The sequence below is a fragment of the Hydrogenophaga palleronii genome (assembly GCF_031457455.1).
In the GTDB taxonomy this organism is placed as follows: Bacteria; Pseudomonadota; Gammaproteobacteria; order Burkholderiales; family Burkholderiaceae_C; genus Hydrogenophaga; species Hydrogenophaga palleronii_A.
The window spans coordinates 285,284-304,376 of the sequence record NZ_JAVDWU010000004.1 but is presented as its reverse complement, the minus strand read 5'-3'; the positions used below and the strand labels follow the sequence as shown (position 1 = coordinate 304,376).

The 19,093-nt window shown below is 63.7% G+C and carries 20 protein-coding genes; 8 read left to right on the top strand and 12 right to left on the bottom strand.

The genetic code is table 11. The features are described from left to right. Nucleotides 1–8: 8 nt before the first annotated feature. The 3 genes from J2W49_RS11540 (at nucleotide 9) to J2W49_RS11530 (ending at nucleotide 2,111) form a co-directional block, all read left to right on the top strand. On the top strand, nucleotides 9–656 hold the full coding sequence (locus J2W49_RS11540; RefSeq protein ID WP_310315789.1) for a cupredoxin domain-containing protein: 648 nt from the start codon (nucleotides 9–11) through the stop codon (nucleotides 654–656). Nucleotides 657–739: 83 nt separating this feature from the next. Continuing rightward, the gene (locus J2W49_RS11535) at nucleotides 740–1,312 is read left to right on the top strand and encodes a sigma-70 family RNA polymerase sigma factor (protein WP_310315787.1); all 573 of its coding nucleotides are present in this window, start codon (nucleotides 740–742) and stop codon (nucleotides 1,310–1,312) included. Between the two features lie 10 nt (nucleotides 1,313–1,322). Further along, nucleotides 1,323–2,111 carry an anti-sigma factor gene (locus J2W49_RS11530; protein ID WP_310315786.1) on the top strand — a complete coding sequence of 263 codons (789 nt, stop codon included), beginning with the start codon at nucleotides 1,323–1,325 and terminating at the stop codon, nucleotides 2,109–2,111. Nucleotides 2,112–2,148: 37 nt separating this feature from the next. Here the strand turns inward: J2W49_RS11530 and J2W49_RS11525 are convergent, their stop codons facing one another. After that, the gene (locus tag J2W49_RS11525) at nucleotides 2,149–2,673 is read right to left on the bottom strand and encodes an Mpo1 family 2-hydroxy fatty acid dioxygenase (RefSeq protein ID WP_310315784.1); all 525 of its coding nucleotides are present in this window, start codon (nucleotides 2,671–2,673) and stop codon (nucleotides 2,149–2,151) included. Between the two features lie 114 nt (nucleotides 2,674–2,787). Here J2W49_RS11525 and J2W49_RS11520 point away from each other — a divergent pair, with 114 nt between their 5' ends. Further along, nucleotides 2,788–3,495, top strand: a complete 708-nt coding sequence (locus J2W49_RS11520) for a Crp/Fnr family transcriptional regulator (RefSeq protein ID WP_310315782.1) — start codon at nucleotides 2,788–2,790, stop codon at nucleotides 3,493–3,495. A 56-nt stretch (nucleotides 3,496–3,551) separates the two neighbouring features. On the opposite strand, the gene J2W49_RS11515 is transcribed toward J2W49_RS11520, so the two are convergent. From J2W49_RS11515 to J2W49_RS11485, 7 genes are all read right to left on the bottom strand, one after another. After that, nucleotides 3,552–3,848 (bottom strand): RNA recognition motif domain-containing protein, encoded by a 297-nt coding sequence (locus J2W49_RS11515; protein WP_310315780.1) that lies wholly within the window; start codon nucleotides 3,846–3,848, stop codon nucleotides 3,552–3,554. 488 nt (nucleotides 3,849–4,336) lie between these two features. Further along, entirely contained in the window at nucleotides 4,337–5,188 is an 852-nt protein-coding gene (queF, locus tag J2W49_RS11510) for an NADPH-dependent 7-cyano-7-deazaguanine reductase QueF (protein ID WP_310315778.1), read from the bottom strand. Between the two features lie 131 nt (nucleotides 5,189–5,319). Beyond that, the gene (locus J2W49_RS11505; RefSeq protein WP_310315776.1) at nucleotides 5,320–6,207 is read right to left on the bottom strand and encodes a 2OG-Fe(II) oxygenase; all 888 of its coding nucleotides are present in this window, start codon (nucleotides 6,205–6,207) and stop codon (nucleotides 5,320–5,322) included. 33 nt (nucleotides 6,208–6,240) lie between these two features. After that, on the bottom strand, nucleotides 6,241–7,017 hold the full coding sequence (gene yaaA, locus J2W49_RS11500) for a peroxide stress protein YaaA (protein WP_310315774.1): 777 nt from the start codon (nucleotides 7,015–7,017) through the stop codon (nucleotides 6,241–6,243). 134 nt (nucleotides 7,018–7,151) lie between these two features. Then, a complete protein-coding gene (locus J2W49_RS11495; protein WP_310315772.1) occupies nucleotides 7,152–7,742 on the bottom strand; it encodes a DUF3501 family protein in 591 nt (196 codons plus the stop codon). Nucleotides 7,743–7,784: 42 nt separating this feature from the next. Continuing rightward, nucleotides 7,785–9,134, bottom strand: coding sequence for a (Fe-S)-binding protein (locus tag J2W49_RS11490; RefSeq protein WP_310315769.1), 1,350 nt, complete (start codon nucleotides 9,132–9,134; stop codon nucleotides 7,785–7,787). 213 nt (nucleotides 9,135–9,347) lie between these two features. Further along, nucleotides 9,348–9,770: a rubrerythrin family protein gene (locus J2W49_RS11485; RefSeq protein ID WP_310315768.1), complete on the bottom strand. Its 423-nt coding sequence runs from the start codon at nucleotides 9,768–9,770 to the stop codon at nucleotides 9,348–9,350. Between the two features lie 287 nt (nucleotides 9,771–10,057). Between J2W49_RS11485 and J2W49_RS11480 the strand changes: the two genes are divergently transcribed. The 3 genes from J2W49_RS11480 to J2W49_RS11470 are packed head-to-tail and all read left to right on the top strand — an operon-like array spanning nucleotide 10,058 to nucleotide 12,613. After that, the gene (locus tag J2W49_RS11480) at nucleotides 10,058–10,666 is read left to right on the top strand and encodes a VOC family protein (RefSeq protein WP_310315766.1); all 609 of its coding nucleotides are present in this window, start codon (nucleotides 10,058–10,060) and stop codon (nucleotides 10,664–10,666) included. A gap of 13 nt (nucleotides 10,667–10,679) precedes the next feature. After that, complete coding sequence (locus J2W49_RS11475; RefSeq protein WP_310315765.1) at nucleotides 10,680–12,410, top strand: FAD-dependent oxidoreductase; 1,731 nt, start codon at nucleotides 10,680–10,682, stop codon at nucleotides 12,408–12,410. Continuing rightward, nucleotides 12,407–12,613: a DUF2783 domain-containing protein gene (locus J2W49_RS11470; protein WP_310315763.1), complete on the top strand. Its 207-nt coding sequence runs from the start codon at nucleotides 12,407–12,409 to the stop codon at nucleotides 12,611–12,613. Before J2W49_RS11475 ends, J2W49_RS11470 begins: the two co-directional genes overlap by 4 nt. Nucleotides 12,614–12,743: 130 nt before the next feature. Here J2W49_RS11470 and J2W49_RS11465 read toward each other — a convergent pair whose 3' ends face one another. After that, the gene (locus J2W49_RS11465; protein WP_310315761.1) at nucleotides 12,744–13,871 is read right to left on the bottom strand and encodes an SMP-30/gluconolactonase/LRE family protein; all 1,128 of its coding nucleotides are present in this window, start codon (nucleotides 13,869–13,871) and stop codon (nucleotides 12,744–12,746) included. 210 nt (nucleotides 13,872–14,081) lie between these two features. Here J2W49_RS11465 and J2W49_RS11460 point away from each other — a divergent pair, with 210 nt between their 5' ends. Continuing rightward, on the top strand, nucleotides 14,082–16,985 hold the full coding sequence (locus J2W49_RS11460; protein WP_310315759.1) for a valine--tRNA ligase: 2,904 nt from the start codon (nucleotides 14,082–14,084) through the stop codon (nucleotides 16,983–16,985). 32 nt (nucleotides 16,986–17,017) lie between these two features. Here J2W49_RS11460 and J2W49_RS11455 read toward each other — a convergent pair whose 3' ends face one another. From J2W49_RS11455 to J2W49_RS11445, 3 genes are all read right to left on the bottom strand, one after another. Continuing rightward, entirely contained in the window at nucleotides 17,018–18,055 is a 1,038-nt protein-coding gene (locus tag J2W49_RS11455) for an NAD(P)-dependent oxidoreductase (RefSeq protein ID WP_310315757.1), read from the bottom strand. A 41-nt stretch (nucleotides 18,056–18,096) separates the two neighbouring features. Continuing rightward, on the bottom strand, nucleotides 18,097–18,324 hold the full coding sequence (locus J2W49_RS11450; RefSeq protein ID WP_310315755.1) for a sulfurtransferase TusA family protein: 228 nt from the start codon (nucleotides 18,322–18,324) through the stop codon (nucleotides 18,097–18,099). Nucleotides 18,325–18,409: 85 nt separating this feature from the next. Next, nucleotides 18,410–18,943: an NUDIX hydrolase gene (locus J2W49_RS11445; protein WP_310315753.1), complete on the bottom strand. Its 534-nt coding sequence runs from the start codon at nucleotides 18,941–18,943 to the stop codon at nucleotides 18,410–18,412. Between the last annotated feature and the right edge of the window lie 150 nt (nucleotides 18,944–19,093).

Here is a 19,093-nt window from a genome sequence, read left to right as displayed (position 1 = left end):
CCCTGGACATGAACCGCAATCACATGCTGCTGGCTGCTGGTGCCGCTTTTTCGATCGCTGCGCAGGCGGCCACGGTCCAGGTCACCGTGCTCGCCCGCGACGGCCAACCGCTGTCCAATGCGGTGGTGGTGGTCGAACCCGCAGGCGGCATCCGGCCCGCTGCGCCGGCACCGGTGCAGGCCACCATTGCGCAGGAAAAGATGCAGTTCGTGCCCATGGTCAGCGTGCTGCCGGTGGGCTCGCGCGTCAGCTTCGTGAACCAGGACGCCTGGGAACATCACGTGCGCGGTGTGCCCGCTGGTGTGGCCAGACTGGGCAGCAGCCCCGCCGGCATCGAGCTGCGCCTGGCTGGCAAGGTCGACGGCAAGGCACCGACATCTGCCGACGTGACGTTGGCCACACCAGGTGCCCTGCAACTGGGCTGCCATCTGCATGGTTCGATGCGCGGCTTTGTGTACGTGACCGACTCGCCGTTTGCTGTGCAGACCGACGCCAATGGCGTGGCCAGCCTGCGCGACGTGCCCGAAGGTGCGGCCAGCTTGCGGGTGTGGCACAGCGACCAGTTGCTGGAAGGCAAGCCCATCAAAGTGAACATCACACCGGTCACCGCCGTGAGCGTGCCCACCCAGGTCACGCCCCGGAGACGGCGACCGTGAATCCCCGCGCGCTTTGGCGTCTGGACGAATACCCGAGCACCCCCACAGGAGCAGGCAGCACAGGGTTCGCCCACAATGCGCGCATGAGTCTTGAACCCGACGCCCAGCTGATGTCCCTGATCGACCGCGTGGCGGCTCGCGATGAAACAGCGCTCAAGGCGCTCTACGAGTTGACGTCGCCCAAGCTCTACGGCCTTTCACTGCGCGTGGTGCGCAACAGCGAATGGGCCGAAGATGCGCTGCAGGACACCTTCCTGCAGATCTGGCGCACCGCACCCGACTACCGCGCCAGCCTGAGCCCGCCCATGGCCTGGCTGGGCCTGATCGTGCGCAGCCGCTCGCTCGATCTGCTGCGCCGCCGCAAGGCCGAGCGCGACCACCTCACCGACACCATGGACGACGCCATGGCCGAGACCCTGGAGGGCGATTCGCCCAATCCCATGGACACCAGCCTGGCCAGCCAGCAGGCCTGGGCTTTGCATCAGTGCCTGGGCAAGCTGGAGAACAAGCAGCGCGAAGTGGTCAGCCTGGCCTACCTGCGCGACCTCAGCCACGGCGAACTGGCGCAGCAGCTCAGGCTGCCCCTGGGCACGGTGAAGACCTGGATCCGGCGCGGGCTGGACCAATTGCGCCAATGCATGGCGCGCTTCGCGTGAGGGGTGTCACATGAACATCCAACACCACCCCGAACTGCTCGACCAACTCGCCGCCGCTTATGCGCTGGGTACTTTGCGCGGTGGCGCGCGCCGCCGCTTTGAAACCCTGGCCCGCGAGCAGGCGCCGGTGCGCGCCGCCGCGCTGATCTGGCAAAGCCGCGTGGCCAGCATGAACGAACTGCAGACCAGCCGCACGCCCTCACCCGCCGTGTGGACGCGCATCGACAACCTGGTGCAGGCCGAACGCGATCAGTTGGCCATGGCCACCTCACGCACAGCCCCGCAAGCGGCACCCCAACCCGCACCGGGTGGCTGGTGGCGCAACCTCACCGTGTGGCGCAGTGCCTCGGCCGCAGGCGCGCTGGCCACCGTGTTCGCGGTGGTGACGGCCGTGGGGCTGCGAGACAACCTGGGTGCCCGCATTGGCGAACTCCAAGCGCAGCTTGCGGCCACGCCGGCCATCGAGTACGTGGCCGTGCTCAACGACGATCAGTCCGGCGCGGCGATGCTGGTCACCTTCGATCCCAAGAGCGCGCGCCTGACCCTGCAGCGCGTGGGCGATTTCCAGGAGGCGGCCGACAAGTCGCTGCAACTTTGGGCACTGCCGCCGACGGGAGGCCCGCGCTCGCTGGGGGTGCTGAGCAATGAGCGTGTGCTGCACTTGACCGCTGGCGAAGCCGAGGTGCGCGAAGTGCCTGCCCTGGCCATCAGTCTGGAGCCCAAGGGGGGCGTGCCGAGCGAAACCGGCCCGACCGGACCGGTGCTGTTCAAGGGTGCCTTGATCCAGAAGATGTTGTGACGGGCTGAGCCGCTGCGTCTCCCAGGCTCCAAGGTTCTCAGGCCATGGCGCCCGGCGCCTGCGCACGGGGCCGCACCACACGCCGCTCGATGTCGGCTTTGAGGTCCAGCCGCCAGCCGAGCGCAAATGCCAGCTTCACCGCCAGGAAAAGCGGCCCGATCAGCAGGCCCACGATGTCATCCACGAAGGCCGGCTTGCGCCCTTCAAAGTGGTGACCCAGGAACTGGATCGCCCAGCCCACCACGAACAGGCCAATGCCCGCTGCGAGCCAGAGCGCAGTGGGCTGTGCGGCCAGCGCGTGTGCCATGGCGACAAACACGGCCAGCCAGGCCGTCATGGCCAGTCCAAACCGCAGGTCCAGCCGCAAGTAGAAGAGCGCACAGCCCAGGCTCAGCAGCACCGCTGGCGACATCGGCATGGCACCCACCGCCCACATGGGGCGCGCCAGCAGCGTGGCCACGGCCAGCATGATCATCGGCACACCCACCCAGTGGGTGGCCACATTGCGTGCGTCCAGGTGGTAGGCGGCATACTGCGCGACGTGATCGGTCAGGGTTTTCATGGGACACCTCGGTCGAAATGTTGACGTGGCACGCATGTTCATTCACGCTCGCCCCCATCGTCTGTCGGGCAGCCGACACAAGCGCACGCACTGGCGTTTACCCTAAGACCTCCCATGACCACCGATCCCGCCAAGCTTCTGCCCATCTTGCAATCGGGGCGCTGGTTCCGCCAGTTGCCGCCGGCATTTGCCGATGCGCTGGTGGGCATGGGGCAGTTGCGTCATCTGCAGGCGGGCGAGGTGCTGTTCCTGCGAAAGAGTCCACCCTGTGGGCTGTATGCGGTGATCACGGGATCGGTGCGCATCTCTGGCCACGACGGTGCCCCCGAGGCCGCACGTGAAACCTTGCTGGTGCTGCTGGGTCCACCCGCATGGTTCGGAGAGATTGCAGTGTTCGACGACGCGCCGCGCACCCACGACGCCCACGCGCACGAACCCACCACCGTGTTGCAGGTGCCACATCACGAGCTGCAATCCTGGCTCGATCGGCACCCCCGACACTGGCGAGACCTGGGGCTGCTCATGGCCGACAAGATGCGCCTGGCCTTTATGAACCTGGAGGAACAGACCGCGCTGAGCGCATCGCAGCGGCTGGCGCGTCGCCTGTTGCTGATGGCCCGGGGCTATGGCCTGGGTGCGAACGAACACGCCACACGGCGCGTGCTGGCCATCACCCAGGAAGAGCTTGCGCACATGCTGGGCCTGACCCGCCAGACCACCAACCAGTTGCTGCACGACCTGCGTGAGCGGCAGATCGTGCGTGTCTCGCGCGGTGAAATCGAGATCCTGGACCTGGACGCGCTACAGGCGCTTGGCCATTGACCGACGAAAAAAAACCGGCGCAAGGCGCCGGCTTTTTTCAGGACAAGCCTGCTGGATCAGTAACGACCAGCGCCCGAACGGTAACCACCGCCGGTGCTGCCGGCTTCTTTCGGCCGGGACACGTTGACCACGATCGAGCGGCCGTCAACCGATTGACCATTGAGGCCATCGATAGCGGATTGGGCTTCTGCTTCGGTACCCATTTCGACAAAGCCGAAGCCCTTGGAGCGACCGGTTTCGCGGTCGGTCATGACCTTGGCGGAAGCCACTGCACCGTACTCGGAGAAGTTGCTGCGCAGGCTGTCGTCGGTGACGGAGTAGGGCAGGTTGCCCACGTAAAGTTTGCTGCTCATAGGAGAGCCTTTCGATAGAAGCGTGTTCGGCCAGAAAAAAATGGCTTCACGACGCGGGGAGATGGCGGTCTCTTTCGATTCCGCCTGAAAAGGGTGTCGCACCGAAGGTGCATCCGAACACGAGTGCACACGCGAGGTGGGCGATCGGCCGGTGTTGTGCCAGCGGGCTGGCGAGTGGAAGGTGCTCAGCAGATTGCGGCGCAAGCGGGCAACTGCTGTGTGTGTATGGAGCCAGAAAAGGAGCCCAGCGGTTCGCGGCTTGGCGAAGGGGGCTGGTTCGGCGAGGGGCCGAGAGCGAGGCCAGTACGCAGGATTTGCGGTGTCTGGCAGCCTCTTCAGATCAGCGTGTGGTGCACGCGCATCCAGAAAGGAATCTACTGATGATAAGGGTGAATCATCAATTCGCCTAATGTTATTTTCAGCGGCCCTTTACATGGTCCTGCCCTCAGCACCTGCCCGCGCCGTCGAGCCAGTCTGCCCGTGAGGGTTCACTGGCGCGCTGTGCGCACGTTCGGCGGTGGCAACTGAGGATGGCTGCTGCGCCATGGGTTGATGTCCAGCCCGCCGCGGCGGGTGTAACGGGCGTACACCATCAGCTTGGCCGGCTTGCAGCGCGCCATGATGTCGCTGTAGATGCGCTCCACGCACTGTTCGTGGAATTCGTTGTGGTTGCGAAAGCTCACGATGTACTGCAACAGTCCGGCCTGATCGATCTGCGGGCCGCTGTAGCGGATCTGCACGCTGCCCCAATCGGGCTGGCCAGTCACCAGGCAGTTGCTTTTGAGCAGGTCGCTCACCAAGGTCTCTTCCACCGGCTTTTCGTCGAAGGCGGCCGTGAGCAGATCGGGTGCGGGTTCATAGCGGGTGCACTCCACGTCGAGCCGGTCGATCGACAGGCCGTCGAGTTCCTGCACAGGTTCGCAGTCGAACAGCTCGGGCAGCAGCAGGCGCACCCCTGGCGACGATTGCACCACCCCACCCTGCCAGATGGCCGCGCCCACATCGCTGCGAATGCGGTCGCGCACCGCGTCGGCGCTCTCGAACCGGGTGTTGTTGAAACTGTTGAGGTAGAGCTTGAACGACTTGCTCTCGACGATGTGCGTGCTCTCGCAGGGGATGGTGATGTGGGCCAGCGCCACCTGGGGCTTGCCGCGCAGGTTGAGCCAGCTCAGCTCGAAGGCGGTCCAGAGATCGGCACCCAGGAACGGCAGGCTGCCCTTGATGCCGATTTCCAGCCGCTTCGGCTCGCGTGGCAGCGGAAACAGCAGCGAAGCATCGTACTGGTCGACATAGGCAGATGCCTTGCCAAGCTGGGAGTGTTCTGGGAGATTGGCGTTCATGATCGGCAGGTCGGGAAGTCAGGCTTGGGTAGCCTTGAGATGAGGAACGATGTGATGGGCCAGCGGTACCACCGCTACCCGGGAATCACCAGAATCGTCGATGTCGAACGGCCGGTCGTTGTTCTCGACACTCATGTGAAGACGCGCTCGCGCAGCCACTTGGTGGCCACCCACTTCTCGCCCTCGATGACCGGCGCGCCGCCATGCAGGGTGCGGGTGGTGGGCTGGGGGCGGTCGTAGCTGAAGAACACGGCGTTGCCGCGTTGCGGCGCCACTTCCAGTCCGACATCGGGAAACGTGGTGCCGCCGCCGCGGGCGGGCTCGCTGAGGTACATCACCAGCGTGGCCAGGCGCTGGCCGCCCCGCTTGAGGATGGTCGGCGTACCTGGTTCGGCGGGGTCGAAATAATCGTAGTGCGGCTTGTACTCGGCACCCGGGTGGTAGTGCAGCACCTGAATGCCTTCGCCATGGTCCACTGGCCAGTTCAGCAGCCGGGCAATGCGCGCTTCAATTCGGGTGATCAACTCGCTCTCTCCACGGTTGAAGAACATGCCGTTGCTGGTGCGGTCGGGGTTGAGTTCTTCGCCACCGGTCTGGGTCTGCACGGTGAGCGAACGCGCCATGCGCGGTCGGGCCGCGGCGATCAGGGCGTCGCACTCCTCATCGCTGAGCACGCCACCCAGCACCACCACCCTGGGCTGCGTCAGAGTGGCCAGCACATCGATCGTCCGGTCACCTGCGTCGACCTGGCGTGGTGAACGGCTCAGGTCCAGGTCCGGCACTTTCACGGCGCTCGCCACACGCACCCCACCTTGTTCTGCCGCCTGCACAGCTTCTGGCGCCACAGGCGCTGGCGGATTCGGCTGTTGTGCTGGCAGAGTGTTCGTCAGTGCGTGGCTGGCCACGTCGCGAGCCCACCCCGCCGACACCATGGCCGCCAGGATCGAATCGTGGGAGTGCCCTGCTGCGGCCTGTTCAAGAATCCACTGCCGCAATTCGATGGTGATGATCTGGCTCATGTGTGCTCCCGGTGTCTTGCGAACCCCTCGTCCTCAGGCTTTCTGGTCGCGTCGAAAGACCAGCCGGTCGGCGTCGGACGCCGCCGGCACGTATCGGTAACCCTCGGCATTGAAGGCCTTGAGCTGCTCGGGCGTGGTGACCCGGTTCAGCACCGCATGCCGCACCATCAGGCCGCGCGCGCGCTTGGCCATGAAGCTGATCACCTTGTACCCGTCGGCCTTGCGCTCTTCAAATGCGCAGGTCACCACACGCGGCACCAGTGTCTTGCGGTCCACCACCTTGAAATACTCTTCGCTGGCCAGGTTGATCACCACCGGGCTCAATTCGGCACGCGCGCGTTCGTTGAGGTACTGCGACACCTGGCTGCCCCAGAACTGGTACAGGTTCTTGCCCTTGGGTGTCACCAGCCGGGTGCCCATTTCCAGCCGGTACGGTTGCATCAGGTCCAGCGGTCGCAGCACGCCATACAGGCCGCTCAGGATGCACAGATGCTGCTGCAGCCAGTTCAGGCTGGCTTCGTCCAGACGCGCGGCGTCGAGCCCGCCATACACGTCGCCATTGAAGGCCAGCACCGCCTGCTTGGCGTTGCGTGGCGTGAATTTCGGCCGCCAGGCCTGGTAGCGAGCCACGTTCAGGCCAGACAAAGTGTCCGACAGACTCATGAGCTCGGCGACCTGCTGGGGTGACTTGTCGCGCAGCACGTCAATCAGTTCGCTCGCCTGCTTCACGAACAAGGGCTGGGTGTGGGTGCTGATGTGGGCCGGCGTCTCGTAGTCGAGGGCCTTGGCGGGGGAAAGAAGGAACAACATGGTGGGTGGTCGGCGGAGGTGCGCAACAGAATGAAAAAAAGGCTTCCGCAGAAGCCCTGATTATGACCAGTGATGCCCTTGGGCAGCACGGGACAGGTCTCTCGTGGTCGGCCCGCTCTGGGCCCCACCCTGGTTTATTTCAGGTCGCCGGCCAGACTGGCCAAGGTCTCCAGGGGAATCTGCATGTGGGCCGGGTAATGGGTGTGGTCACATCCCAGTTTCACCGCCGCACCTGCCTTCACGGAGGCGCGCATGTGGGGCGTGAGCTCAAAGCGCACGAAATGCACGGCGCTGGTCTTCACATCGTTTTCGCGGTCCAGGTCTTCGTCGGCAATCGCATACACGCGGGCATGGCCTTCCACCTCAATGAACAAACGGTCTTCCACACCGATCAGGCGCGCGAGTTCGCGCTTGCGTTCGTTGATGTCGGTGTACTCGATCAGCATGGTGGCCTTCCAGTTGCCGCCATCGGGCACCAGTGGGGCGTAAGCCTCGATCTCGCCGTTGATGCCCTCTTCTTCGAAGATCTTCTCAATGCGCAACATTTCCTGGATCTGGTAGCGGATCGTCATCTCGCTTTCGAACTGCAGGTTGATGTGCTCACCCAGTTGCACGCTGCGCAACTTGCGGTGAGCGATGACCTCGGGCTTGTGGGCCTTGCGCCATTTGCTGTAGGCCTCCAGGCTCATGAGGCTTTCGGGAGTGATGTGTCCGGTGAGTTGCATGGAGTGGTCCTTGATGGTTTGCCGCCGGGTCGCCCCCTAAGGTCATTTCAATCCGTAGGCTTTGGCCACGAGGCTGATCGGGTGCTGCAATTCTGGTGCGCCCAGGCCATTGACTTCAAAACCTTGTGCGATGTGGTGGCCACCCAGGGGGCAGTCCGAGCTGATGTAGTCGGGCTTGCTGCCGTCCTTCATGGTCGCCATGGCCTTGAACACCGGCTTGCCGATCTTCATGGCGGTCTGGTGATGGGCCTTTTTCACGCCAAAGGTGCCGGCATGGCCCGAGCACCGCTCGATGCTGTTGATGGTCGTGTCCGGGATCATCTTGAGCATTTCTTCGGTCTTCTTGCCGATGTTCTGCACCCGGCCGTGGCAGGGAATCTGGTAGCTCACGTTGCCCAGTTTCTGAGGGAACTCGGTCTTGAGCAGGCCGTCGCGCTTGCGGGCCATGAAGTACTCGAACGGATCCCACATGTGCTCCTTCACCAGCTGGGTGTCGGCGTCGTCCGGGAACATCAGCGGGATTTCCTGCTTGAACATCAGTGCACAACTGGGCACGGCGGCGAGGATGGCAAAGCCGTCCTTGGCGTATTTGGCCAGGACGGGCATGTTGGCTTCCTTGCTGGCCTGCACAGAATCCAGATCGCCCAGTTCCAGCTTGGGCATGCCACAACATTTTTCCTTCTCCACCAGGGTGTAGGGAATGTCGTTGTGGTCCAGGATCCTGAGCAGATCCATGCCGATGCCAGGCTCGTTGTAGTTGATGTAGCAGGTGGAGAAGATGGCCACCTTGCCCGGTGTCTTGTCGCCGTTCACCACCTGGCTGGCCTTGGCCTCCGGCGCCGTAGAACGGAATTTTTTGGTGGCCAGCTCGGGCAACCAGGCATCCTTGTCCACGCCCATCACTTTTTCCATCACGCCACGGGCAAAGGACGTCCTGTTCACGGCATTGGCCACCTGCACCACCACGGGAATGCCGGCAAAGCTGCCATGCGTGTCGGTGGACGCCAGGAACCGCTCGGCCATGCCGACCTCGCCCTTCTTGAACTTGATGGCCTTGGCACGCAGCATGGTGTGCGGGAAGTCCAGGTTCCACTCGTGCGGCGGCGTGTAGGGGCACTTGGTCATGTAGCACAGGTCGCACATGTAGCACTGGTCGACCACCTTCCAGTAATCCTGCTTGGCCACGCCGTCCACTTCCATGGTCGTGCTCTCGTCGACCAGATCAAACAAGGTGGGGAACGAACCACACAGGCTCACGCAGCGGCGGCAACCATGGCAAATGTCGAAGATGCGCTCCAGTTCGTGGAAGCACTTCTCCTCGTCATAAAAGTCGGGGTTCTGCCAGTCCAGCGCGTGCCGGGTGGGCGCCTGCAGATTGCCTTCTGTAGCCATGGTTGTCGTCCTCGTCCGTACGGGTTTCGCCGTGGATCTTTCGTCGATCTTGTTGTGGTTTTTGAAGGGGCTCGTTTGGCAAGCCTCTTCAAAAATACTCCCCACCAGAGGGGGAGTCGACCAGCTAACGCCGCGGAACCGGCTTTGCCGGGCCGCCAGCGTTGCCCCCTTGAGGGGGTGACGCGCCGACGGCGCGGCGCGGGGGTGAGTCGATCACTCCACCAGTTCGTTCAATGCCTTCTGGTAGCGGTTGGCATGTGAGCGCTCGGCCTTGGCCAGGGTCTCGAACCAGTCGGCAACCTCGTCGAAGCCTTCTTCGCGCGCGGTTTTGGCCATGCCCGGGTACATGTCGGTGTACTCGTGCGTTTCTCCGGCCACGGCCGATTCCAGGTTCTGGCGGGTCGAGCCGATGGGCAGACCGGTGGCAGGGTCGCCAGATTGCTCCAAAAACTCCAGGTGTCCGTGCGCGTGACCGGTCTCGCCTTCGGCGGTGGAGCGGAACAGGGCGGCCACGTCGTTCTGGCCCTCCACGTCGGCCTTGTTCGCGAAATACAGATAGCGGCGGTTGGCTTGCGATTCACCGGCAAATGCTTCTTTCAGGCATTCCTCGGTTTTGCTGCCTTTCAATGCGGGCATGAGCTGTCTCCTTTGCGTGGGTTGAAGAATCATCCGCCCAGCGACGACCAAGAGCCTGAGCCACTGGGACAGCAAACCATAGCGCTGGCAGAGAGGTCTGTCTAATTGCTCTGGGCTATACACCCCATTGCCAATGGCTATTCAGTCGAAATGATTGATAACTATTCTCAACATCATCGACAGCACCACGGGAAACCCTCAAACTGGCGCGGAAAAGCACCCACACTCATTTCGTTTTGAGAAATGCGTTGCACAATGGTGAATCACATACAAGTCAGGAGACCGACATGACCCGCACCCTGCCCCCGCCTGCGCCGATCCAGCAACTGCACCACTACGCCTACCGCGCCAAGGACGCCGAAGAAACGCGCCGCTTCTACGAAGACATCCTGGGCCTGCCGCTCTATCACATCATCCAGAGCGACGTGGTGCCCAGCACCGGCGAGTACTGCCCCTACACCCATTTCTTCTTCCGCCTGCAGGACGGTTCGTTCATTGCGTTTTTTGACCTCGGCGACGACGAGGCCGCCCTGCCCAGCCCGAACACGCCGAAGTGGGTGAACCACATCAGCTTCCGCGTGAACACGATTGAAGAACTGGAAAACACCAAGGCCCGCCTGGAAGCCAGCGGCATCGAGGTGCTGGGCGTGACCGATCATCACATTTTCAAGAGTATCTACTTCTTCGACCCCAACGGCATCCGCCTCGAACTCACCGCGCAGCTGGCCGACGAGTTTGAAATGCTCGAGGAAAGCAAGACCGCCCACGCCCGCCTGGCCGAATGGACAGCGCGCAAGGAGCAATGGCGCAAGGAGCGGGCCGAAGGCAAGACGGCGGCACCGCTCAAGCCGCAGCAGAACGACCGGCCTGAAGTGGTCGCCCGTGCGCAGCCCTGATCGGGACGTGCCCATGAACCCCACTGCGTACCGCGATACCGCGCCCACCAACAGCTACGAATTCACGAGCGGCTCTGGCTATGTGTTGCCGGAGTACCCGTTTGTGCCGCCACCAGAGCTGCAAGGCAGCACCGTGGTGCGCCACCCCATTGTCATCGTGGGCGGTGGCATCACCGGGCTCACCCTGGCCTGTTCGCTGGCCCGCTTGGGCGTCAAGGCGGTGCTGATCGACGAAGACAACACCGTGGGCGTGAAAGGCGCATCGTCGCGCGGCATCTGCTACACGCAGAAGTCGCTGGAGATCTTCGAGCGGCTGGGCATTTTTGAGCGCATTGCGGCCAAGGGCACGCAGTGGAGCGTGGGCCGCACCTTCGCCGGTGAAGACGAGGTGTACAGCTTCGACCTGCGCCAGCAGGGCAACTTCCACCTCAGCAGCCAGCCACCCTTCATCAACATCCAGCAGTTCTACATCGAGGCGTTTCTGGTCGATCGCATCCGGGAACTGGGTGCGGTGGAACTGCGCTGGCAGAACCGCCTGACCGCTTTTGAACAAAACGCCGAATGCGCCACCCTCACGGTGGAAACACCCGCAGGCAGCTACCGGCTGGAAGCCGAACACGTGATTGACGCCACCGGTTCGCACAGCCCGCTGCGCCAATGGCTGAACGTGCCGTTCGACTCCCGCCGTGGCGACGACCGCTGGTGCATCGCCGACGTGCGCTTCAGCACCCACCCGCCGGTGGAACGCCACACCTGGATCGAAGCGCCGTTCAACGAAAACCGCGCCGTCTGGCAACACCTGATGGCCGACGACGTGTGGCGCATTGACTACCAGATGGCGCCCAATGCCGACCCGGAACAAGTGAGCCGAGAAGACGTGGTGCGCGAGCGACTGGCGCGCCAGTTCGGCCCTGACGTGGACGTTGAAATCGTCTGGGTCGGCCCCTACGCCTACCGCAGCGAATGTGTGCACGCCCTGCGCCATGGCCGCGTGTTCCTCATGGGCGACTCGGCCAAGGTGGTCAGCCCGTTTGGTGCGCGCGGTGGCAACACCGGCGTGGCCGACGCCGACAACCTCGCCTGGAAACTCGCGGCCGTGCTGCGTGGCAAGGCCGACGCCGCCCTGCTGGAAAGCTACGGCGACGAACGCCTGGAAGCGGCGCAGCAGAACGTGTGCGTGACCAACCGCACCGCGCGCTTTCTGCGGCCGGCCGACGGCGCAGAACGCCTGTTCCGCCAGGCCACCATCGGCATGGCCAAACAGTATCCATTCGCGCGCACCTTGATCAACACCGGCCGCATGGCCGTGGCCAACCCCTACAGCCACTCCCGCGCCTGCACCTACGCGCCCGGCAGTGCCGCAGGCCAGTCGGTACAGAACGTGGCCTTTGCTTGGGCCGACGGATCACAAGGCCGCGTCAACGACCTGCTCGACTGGGCCGCAGGTGACTTGCTGGTGCTGGTGTTTGGCGATCTGTCGCCGTCGGCCTTGCAGCGCCTGCGCCGCCTGTGCTTCGACGCCCCGGTGCGCAGCGTGCAGGTGCTCGGCATCGACGCCACCGCGCAGGCGGTGGAACATGTGCGCGATCCACACGCCCACCTGCAAGGGGCCTGTCATGTGTTCGGCCACGCCTGGGCGCTGGTGCGGCCCGATGGCTACCTGGCTGCCAGTGGCGAAACGGTGGATGGTCAACTGGTGGCGGCGATTGAGCGATCCCTGGGTTTGCGAGGAGACATCGAATGAAGACGACACCGCATTTTCAGGATGCAGACGGGTTCTATGAGCAGTTGATGGATGCTCATGTTGGGTTGAGTCGGGAGGCGTCCGAGTTGCTCAATGCCCGTCTGATTTTGTTGTTGGCGAATCAGGTGGGGGACGCGAGGGTTTTGGGGGAGTGCATTGAGGCGGCGCGGAAGATGCCTGTTCCCGTCTCTGATCCCTCTTGAAAGCTGCGTGATTCTCGGATTGGTTCTGTTGCGTTGTCGTTGAGTTTTTTTGTGGCGTGCCGGGTCTCGGCCCGGCACGCCGCGAAAGCAAAAAAACTCAAAGACAACGAAGCACAGACCCCCAGGAACCTCAAGGCAAGTCAGCAGGCCGAGGCATCCACCCCAACGTCCTCGCATGCAAACTCTGCACATACACCCTCTCCGCCGTCTCAGTCACCGCCGTGGTGTCCGGATAAGCCCCTGATGGGTCCTGCCAGTCCACCACCACACGCCCATCCTCCGTGAACGCAAACACGTGCCCATAAGCCTTGGGGATAGGCCAGGCAGCCCTGGGCAGGCGCAGCGTGATCTCCCGCAGCAGCGGCTTCCCGGCCATGTTGTCGATCACCGGGTTGCGCGGCTTGACCAGTCCCACCCAGATGCGTCCGCTCTCGCCCCGCATGAGGTTGTCCGGATAGCCAGGCAGGTTGTCGAACACCACACGTGCACCGCCGGCGGGGCCCTTGCTCAGGTCCAGGTCGCGTGCGGCGGCTGGGATGGCCCAGATGCGGTATTTGCCGGTCTCGGCCACGAACAAGGTCTGTTCGTCTTCAGAGAGCGTTATGCCGTTGACAAACGACAGGCCGTGTGCGACCCGTTCGGTGCGGCCTTCGGCACTGTCGAACACCAGCACACGGCCGGTGGCTGACTGCTCCAGGATGTCCAGCACGCTGGCCTCAAAGGTGCCGCCCCATTCGCGGGCTCCAAAGCGGGTGGACGCATCGGTGAAGAACATCTGTTCGGGTGTGTTCGGCTGGCGTGTCACCACCACCGCGTCGGCATAACGAATCGGTTCGTCGCCCCAGCGATCGCTCAGCACCTGCACTTCACCTTGTGCGTTCACCCGCAGCAGACCGCGCATGGCATCGGCCGCAATCAACTGGCCGGCACGGTCGAAGTCAAAGCCCAGCACGCGGCCTCCGGTGTCGACATGGGTCTTCAGGTCCGACCCATCGGGCGCCATGTGCAACACCTTGCCACTGGCCACGGTGGTGTAGAGGCGCCCGTCCGGGCCGATCATCACGTGCTCGGGCCCTTCTTCATCACCCAGCTCGATGTGCTGCAGGCCAGCCAGACGGGTGTTGACCACGTGAGGGCCTGTGTAGCCAGGGGGCGGCAGCGCCTGCCACACCACGGCTTTCACCGGCACGGGCCAGAGCAGCAGGTAGGCCGCCAGCAGGGCCAGCAGTAGCAACAGAACGACCAACGCTTTCTTCATTTTGTGTCTCCTCGAGGTGGTTGGCGCGCCATGCTGCACCGGGCGATCGATTCTGCATCTGTCTCCAGGCTGCCCCCAGTCCAGCCTCGGCACGCCTGACATCACCGCCCAGCCGGGGATTTCATCGACGGCCCGTAAAATCGAGGGCTTCCCTGCCGGGAGCAAGTCACTCCACCTGCACCGCCCGGCCTCTACCCCCCGGATTCCACCATGTCTCAAACGCCCGCCCAGCCTGGTCTCGACAGCCTGTCGAAATCCTTTGAACCCGCCGCCATCGAAGCCCAATGGGGCCCCTTCTGGGAACAGAAAGGCCATGGCCGCGCCGGCTTCCGGGGCACGGGCGTACCGGAAGCCGGTGCGCCTTCGTTCGCGATCCAGCTGCCCCCGCCCAACGTGACCGGCACGCTGCACATGGGCCACGCGTTCAACCAGACCATCATGGACAGCCTCACGCGCTACCACCGCATGCGCGGGCACAACACGGTCTGGGTGCCGGGCACCGACCACGCCGGCATCGCCACACAGATCGTGGTGGAGCGGCAATTGCAGGCGCAGGGCATCAGCCGCCACGACATGGGGCCCACGCCCGCCGAAGCGCGCAAGAACTTCGTGGCCAAGGTCTGGGAATGGAAGGAAGAAAGCGGCAACACCATCACCACGCAGATGCGCCGCATGGGCGACTCCGTGGACTGGGACCGCGAGTACTTCACCATGGACGACAAGCTGTCGACCGTGGTGACCGAGACCTTTGTGCGTCTGTACGAACAAGGCCTGATCTACCGCGGCAAGCGCCTGGTGAACTGGGACCCGGTGCTGATGTCGGCGGTGTCTGACCTGGAGGTGGAGAGCGAAGAGGAAGAAGGTTCGCTCTGGCACATTGCCTACCCATTGGCAGACGGCAGCGGCTCACTCACCGTGGCCACCACCCGCCCGGAGACCATGCTGGGCGACGTGGCCGTGATGGTGCACCCGGAAGACGAGCGCTACAGCCACCTGATCGGCCAGATGGTCAAGCTGCCGCTGTGCGACCGCGACATTCCGGTCATTGCCGACGACTACGTGGACCGCGCCTTCGGCACAGGCGTGGTCAAGGTCACGCCTGCCCACGATGCCAACGACTACGCCGTGGGTCAACGCCACAACCTGCCGATCATCGGCGTGCTGGCCCTCAACGCCACCGTCAATGAAAACGCGCCCGAAAAATACCGCGGACTCGACCGCTTCGTGGCCCGCAAGGCCGTGGTGGCCGACCTGGAAGCCGCCGGCCTGCTGGTGGAGGTGAAGAAGCACAGGCTCATGGTGCCGCGATGCGCGCGCACCGGCCAGGTGATTGAGCCCATGCTGACCGACCAGTGGTTCGTGGCCATGCAGTCCAAGGGCAACGAGAAAAACACCAGCGGCACCTCCATTGCTGACAAGGCCATTGCCGCCGTGCAGTCGGGCGAAGTGACTTTCGTACCCGAGAACTGGGTCAACACCTACAACCAGTGGATGAACAACATCCAGGACTGGTGCATCAGCCGCCAGCTCTGGTGGGGCCACCAGATCCCGGCCTGGTACACCGAAGACGGCGAAGTGATCGTGGCGCGCAATGAAGCCGACGCACAGGCCCAGGCACCGGGCAAGGTGCTCTTGCGCGATCCTGATGTGCTCGACACCTGGTACTCGTCTGCCCTGGTTCCGTTCAGCACCATGGGCTGGCCAGAACAAGGCGACGAGGCCACCGACGACTACAACCTCTACCTGCCCAGCAGCGTGCTGGTCACCGGCTACGACATCATCTTCTTCTGGGTCGCCCGGATGATCATGATGACGACCCACTTCACCGGCCGCGTCCCATTCAAGCACGTCTACATCCACGGTCTGGTGCGCGACGCGCAAGGCCAGAAGATGAGCAAGAGCGAAGGCAACGTGCTCGACCCGGTGGACCTGATCGACGGCATTGACCTGAGTGCCCTGCTGGAAAAACGCACCACCGGCCTGCGCAAGCCCGAAACCGCGCCCAAGGTGCGCAAGCAGACCGAAAAGGAATTCCCCGAAGGCATCCCCGCCTACGGTGCCGACGCTCTGCGCTTCACCTTCGCCGCGCTGGCCTCACTCGGCCGCAGCATCAACTTCGACAGCAAGCGCTGCGAGGGCTATCGCAACTTCTGCAACAAGCTCTGGAACGCCACCCGCTTCACGCTGATGAACTGCGAAGGCCAGGACTGCGGCCTGAAGGAACACACCAAGGAAGAATGCGCCGTCGGCCAACCTTTCCACGGCTACCTGAGCTTCAGCCAGGCCGACCGCTGGATCAGTTCGGTGCTGCAGAAGGTGGAGGCTGAAGTGGCCAAGGGCTTCGCCGAGTACCGGCTGGACAACGTGGCCAATGCCATCTATGACTTTGTCTGGAACGAGTTCTGCGACTGGTACCTGGAAATCGCCAAGGTGCAAATCCAGACCGGCGACGAATCACAGCAGCGCGCCACACGCCGCACGCTGATCCGCACGCTCGAAGCCATCCTGCGCCTGGCGCATCCCGTCATTCCCTTCATCACTGAAGAACTCTGGCAGAAGGTCGCACCCGTGGCCGGCCTGCCGGGCGAATCGGTCAGCGTGGCGCGCTACCCCGAGAGCCAGCCCAGCAAGATCGACGAGGCCGCCATCGCGCACGTGGTCAAGCTGAAGTCGCTGGTCGATGCCTGCCGCACCCTGCGCGGCGAGATGAATGTATCGCCGGCCACGCGCCTGCCGCTCTACACCGTGGGCGATGCCAGTTTCATGCGCGCCGCCGGCCCGGTGCTGCAGGCCCTGGCCAAACTCAACGAAGTGCGGGCGTTTGACGACGAGGCCAGCTGGGCAGCTGCCGCCCAGGCCGCCCCGGTGGCGGTGGTGGGCGAAGCGCGCTTGTGCCTGTTCATGGAGATCGACCTGGCGGCCGAAAAAGCCCGCCTGGGCAAGGAAGCCACGCGGCTCGAAGGCGAGATCGCCAAAGCCAATGGCAAGCTGGCCAACGAAGCCTTCGTGGCCAAGGCACCGCCAGCGGTGATCGATCAGGAGAAGAAGCGCGTGGCGGATTTCACGGCCACTCTGGCAAAAGTCCAGGAACAGCTGAAACGCCTGGCGGACTGATCAACCACCGCACGGTGCAGGGGCGGTTCGCGCTAGCGTTTCTGCTCGGCCACGGTTTCCCACTGAGAAGGCGTCATCGATGGCGGGCCCTCCGGGTCGGCGAAATCGAGGCTGTCGAGCGCCGAAAAGTCGCTTTGCGGTACATCCCGGTGGATGGAGGGCGCGAGCGTCTCGTGAATGCGATGGGCCACGTACCAGCTCGCTCTGAGCTTGGCTTCCCTGGTGTGGGACCCCAACCGGGGGGTCAGATGGAGATTGGGCGCTCCGTGCAATGGCGTGCCCTCGGCGGCGAACTGGGGGCTGGCACCATCGAGCAGGCAGGCATCAATGCGACCGTCAGAGAGCGCCAGTGCCAGGGCTTCAGGCTCAAACAATGAAGATCGGCTCACCCCCACCCACAGCTGGCCTGGCTTGCAATGACTGAGCATGCGCTCATTGATCCAGCCCCGGAAACGCGAGGCATAGACCACCTGCAGCGACACCGCGTCTGAACGGCCCAGCAGTTCCTGCACGGTGACGGGCTCGACGCCCAGCTTGTCCCAGATGGGGGCGGCGTGATGCACGGCAGGGTCGTAGCCCACCAGTCTCACGCCCAGGCTGCGCAGCATGGGGGCCAGCGTGTGCGCCACCGGCGCCAGGCCCAGCAAGCCCACGGTACTGCCCGCCAGCTCCCGCCCCATGCGGATCTGCGATAGCTTGCGTCCCAGCAGGGCGCTCACCATGCCCCTGCGATACAGCATCAGCAGGCCATACAAGATGTACTCCGCGTTGGAGCGAACCGTGGCACTGCGGGCCTGCACCACGCGCACCCCGCGGCGGGCACAGGCATCCAGATCGGTGTTGTCGCTGGACACCTGCATGCGCGCCACCACCTGCAGCTTGGGAGAAAAGTTCAGGAACTCCTGAGACACCACCACGTGCGGCGGCAGCACGATCGCCCGGGTCTTGTAGGTGTGCTTGCGAAGCTCAATGGGATCGTCGGCCAACTCCGGCCTGAAGCTCACATCGTGCCGCTCCTGCAGCCAGGCCAGGGCTTCGGGAACCAGCGGATCGACCAGGAGCACTTCCATGGCGGGCGCTGTTGCTTGGGAAGTGACAAGCCGCTGAACGTTCAGCGACGTTTGAGCACAGAGATGTGGTCGGCACCCACCGTCTGCTGCTCGACCAGCTCATTGCCGGTCTGCTTGGCGAATGCCTGGAAGTCACGCACCGAACCTGCGTCAGTTGAAATCACGCGAAGCACCTGACCACTGGTCATGTCGGCCAGTGCCTTTTTTGCCTTCAGGATGGGCAACGGGCAGTTCAGACCACGGGCATCGAGCTCTTTGTTGACGTGCATGGGGTTTCCTTGATTGGCGTGATTCTAAGCGTCTCGGGCTTTCAATACACAAAGTGGGGATGCTCTCAGGCGCCCCCCACCAGCCTCAAGCGCCAGACGAAAAGTCTTCCATGAACTGCGGTTCGTGCCCGCGGGAACGCAGCCAGTCGGCCAGCGCGAGCCCGGTGCCCGCACGCCAGCATTTCACCTGCTCGGGCGCCAACAGCTTGTATTCGACCAGTTCGGGCGACAGATGCACCTCGCCCTGAGCCACTGCGTGGTAGGTGATGATGATCTGGTTCATGCGCTGGAAGTCGTGCACACCCACCAGTTGCAGCGCGCCCACCTGAAGACTGGTCTCTTCCGCAATCTCGCGGCGAATGCCCTCCTCCGGCGTTTCGCCAGCTTCCATGAACCCGGTGATCAGACCAAACATGCGGGAAGTCCAGGCTGCATTGCGTGCCAGCAGCACCTGGCCATCCAGCTCCACGATCGCGGCCAGCACCGGCGTGGGATTGTTCCAGTGCGTGAAGCCACAGCCCGCACAACGCAGCCGCTCTTTGAAACCACCATCCTCCTCTTGCCCCAGCATCGCCAGAGGCGAAGCACAAACCGGGCAGTACTTGTAATCAACACTCATCTCATAACCTCACGTCAATGGAGAGCGACCGAATCGAGCGCCAAAGCACAAGGACCAAGGGCACCGCGCCGCAAATCGGCGCAGGGAAGTGAGTCGAAGGCTCCGGCGCGAAGTGTCTTGATCAAGGGGCAGCAAGGGACGGCTCCGCCG

What these genes read in the sequence shown, in the direction of transcription:
- J2W49_RS11465 (WP_310315761.1), bottom strand. Translation starts at nt 13,871, where the DNA reads ATGAAGAAAGCGTTGGTCGTTCTGTTGCTACTGCTGGCCCTGCTGGCG.
- J2W49_RS11495 (WP_310315772.1), bottom strand. Translation starts at nt 7,742, where the DNA reads ATGCAACTCACCGGACACATCACTCCCGAAAGCCTCATGAGCCTGGAG.
- J2W49_RS11450 (WP_310315755.1), bottom strand. Translation starts at nt 18,324, where the DNA reads ATGCACGTCAACAAAGAGCTCGATGCCCGTGGTCTGAACTGCCCGTTG.
- J2W49_RS11530 (WP_310315786.1), top strand. Translation starts at nt 1,323, where the DNA reads ATGAACATCCAACACCACCCCGAACTGCTCGACCAACTCGCCGCCGCT.
- yaaA (WP_310315774.1), bottom strand. Translation starts at nt 7,017, where the DNA reads ATGTTGTTCCTTCTTTCCCCCGCCAAGGCCCTCGACTACGAGACGCCG.
- J2W49_RS11455 (WP_310315757.1), bottom strand. Translation starts at nt 18,055, where the DNA reads ATGGAAGTGCTCCTGGTCGATCCGCTGGTTCCCGAAGCCCTGGCCTGG.
- J2W49_RS11505 (WP_310315776.1), bottom strand. Translation starts at nt 6,207, where the DNA reads ATGAGCCAGATCATCACCATCGAATTGCGGCAGTGGATTCTTGAACAG.
- J2W49_RS11470 (WP_310315763.1), top strand. Translation starts at nt 12,407, where the DNA reads ATGAAGACGACACCGCATTTTCAGGATGCAGACGGGTTCTATGAGCAG.
- J2W49_RS11475 (WP_310315765.1), top strand. Translation starts at nt 10,680, where the DNA reads ATGAACCCCACTGCGTACCGCGATACCGCGCCCACCAACAGCTACGAA.
- J2W49_RS11460 (WP_310315759.1), top strand. Translation starts at nt 14,082, where the DNA reads ATGTCTCAAACGCCCGCCCAGCCTGGTCTCGACAGCCTGTCGAAATCC.
- J2W49_RS11485 (WP_310315768.1), bottom strand. Translation starts at nt 9,770, where the DNA reads ATGCCCGCATTGAAAGGCAGCAAAACCGAGGAATGCCTGAAAGAAGCA.
- J2W49_RS11515 (WP_310315780.1), bottom strand. Translation starts at nt 3,848, where the DNA reads ATGAGCAGCAAACTTTACGTGGGCAACCTGCCCTACTCCGTCACCGAC.
- J2W49_RS11520 (WP_310315782.1), top strand. Translation starts at nt 2,788, where the DNA reads ATGACCACCGATCCCGCCAAGCTTCTGCCCATCTTGCAATCGGGGCGC.
- J2W49_RS11490 (WP_310315769.1), bottom strand. Translation starts at nt 9,134, where the DNA reads ATGGCTACAGAAGGCAATCTGCAGGCGCCCACCCGGCACGCGCTGGAC.
- J2W49_RS11525 (WP_310315784.1), bottom strand. Translation starts at nt 2,673, where the DNA reads ATGAAAACCCTGACCGATCACGTCGCGCAGTATGCCGCCTACCACCTG.
- J2W49_RS11540 (WP_310315789.1), top strand. Translation starts at nt 9, where the DNA reads ATGAACCGCAATCACATGCTGCTGGCTGCTGGTGCCGCTTTTTCGATC.
- J2W49_RS11445 (WP_310315753.1), bottom strand. Translation starts at nt 18,943, where the DNA reads ATGAGTGTTGATTACAAGTACTGCCCGGTTTGTGCTTCGCCTCTGGCG.
- J2W49_RS11480 (WP_310315766.1), top strand. Translation starts at nt 10,058, where the DNA reads ATGACCCGCACCCTGCCCCCGCCTGCGCCGATCCAGCAACTGCACCAC.
- J2W49_RS11535 (WP_310315787.1), top strand. Translation starts at nt 740, where the DNA reads ATGAGTCTTGAACCCGACGCCCAGCTGATGTCCCTGATCGACCGCGTG.
- queF (WP_310315778.1), bottom strand. Translation starts at nt 5,188, where the DNA reads ATGAACGCCAATCTCCCAGAACACTCCCAGCTTGGCAAGGCATCTGCC.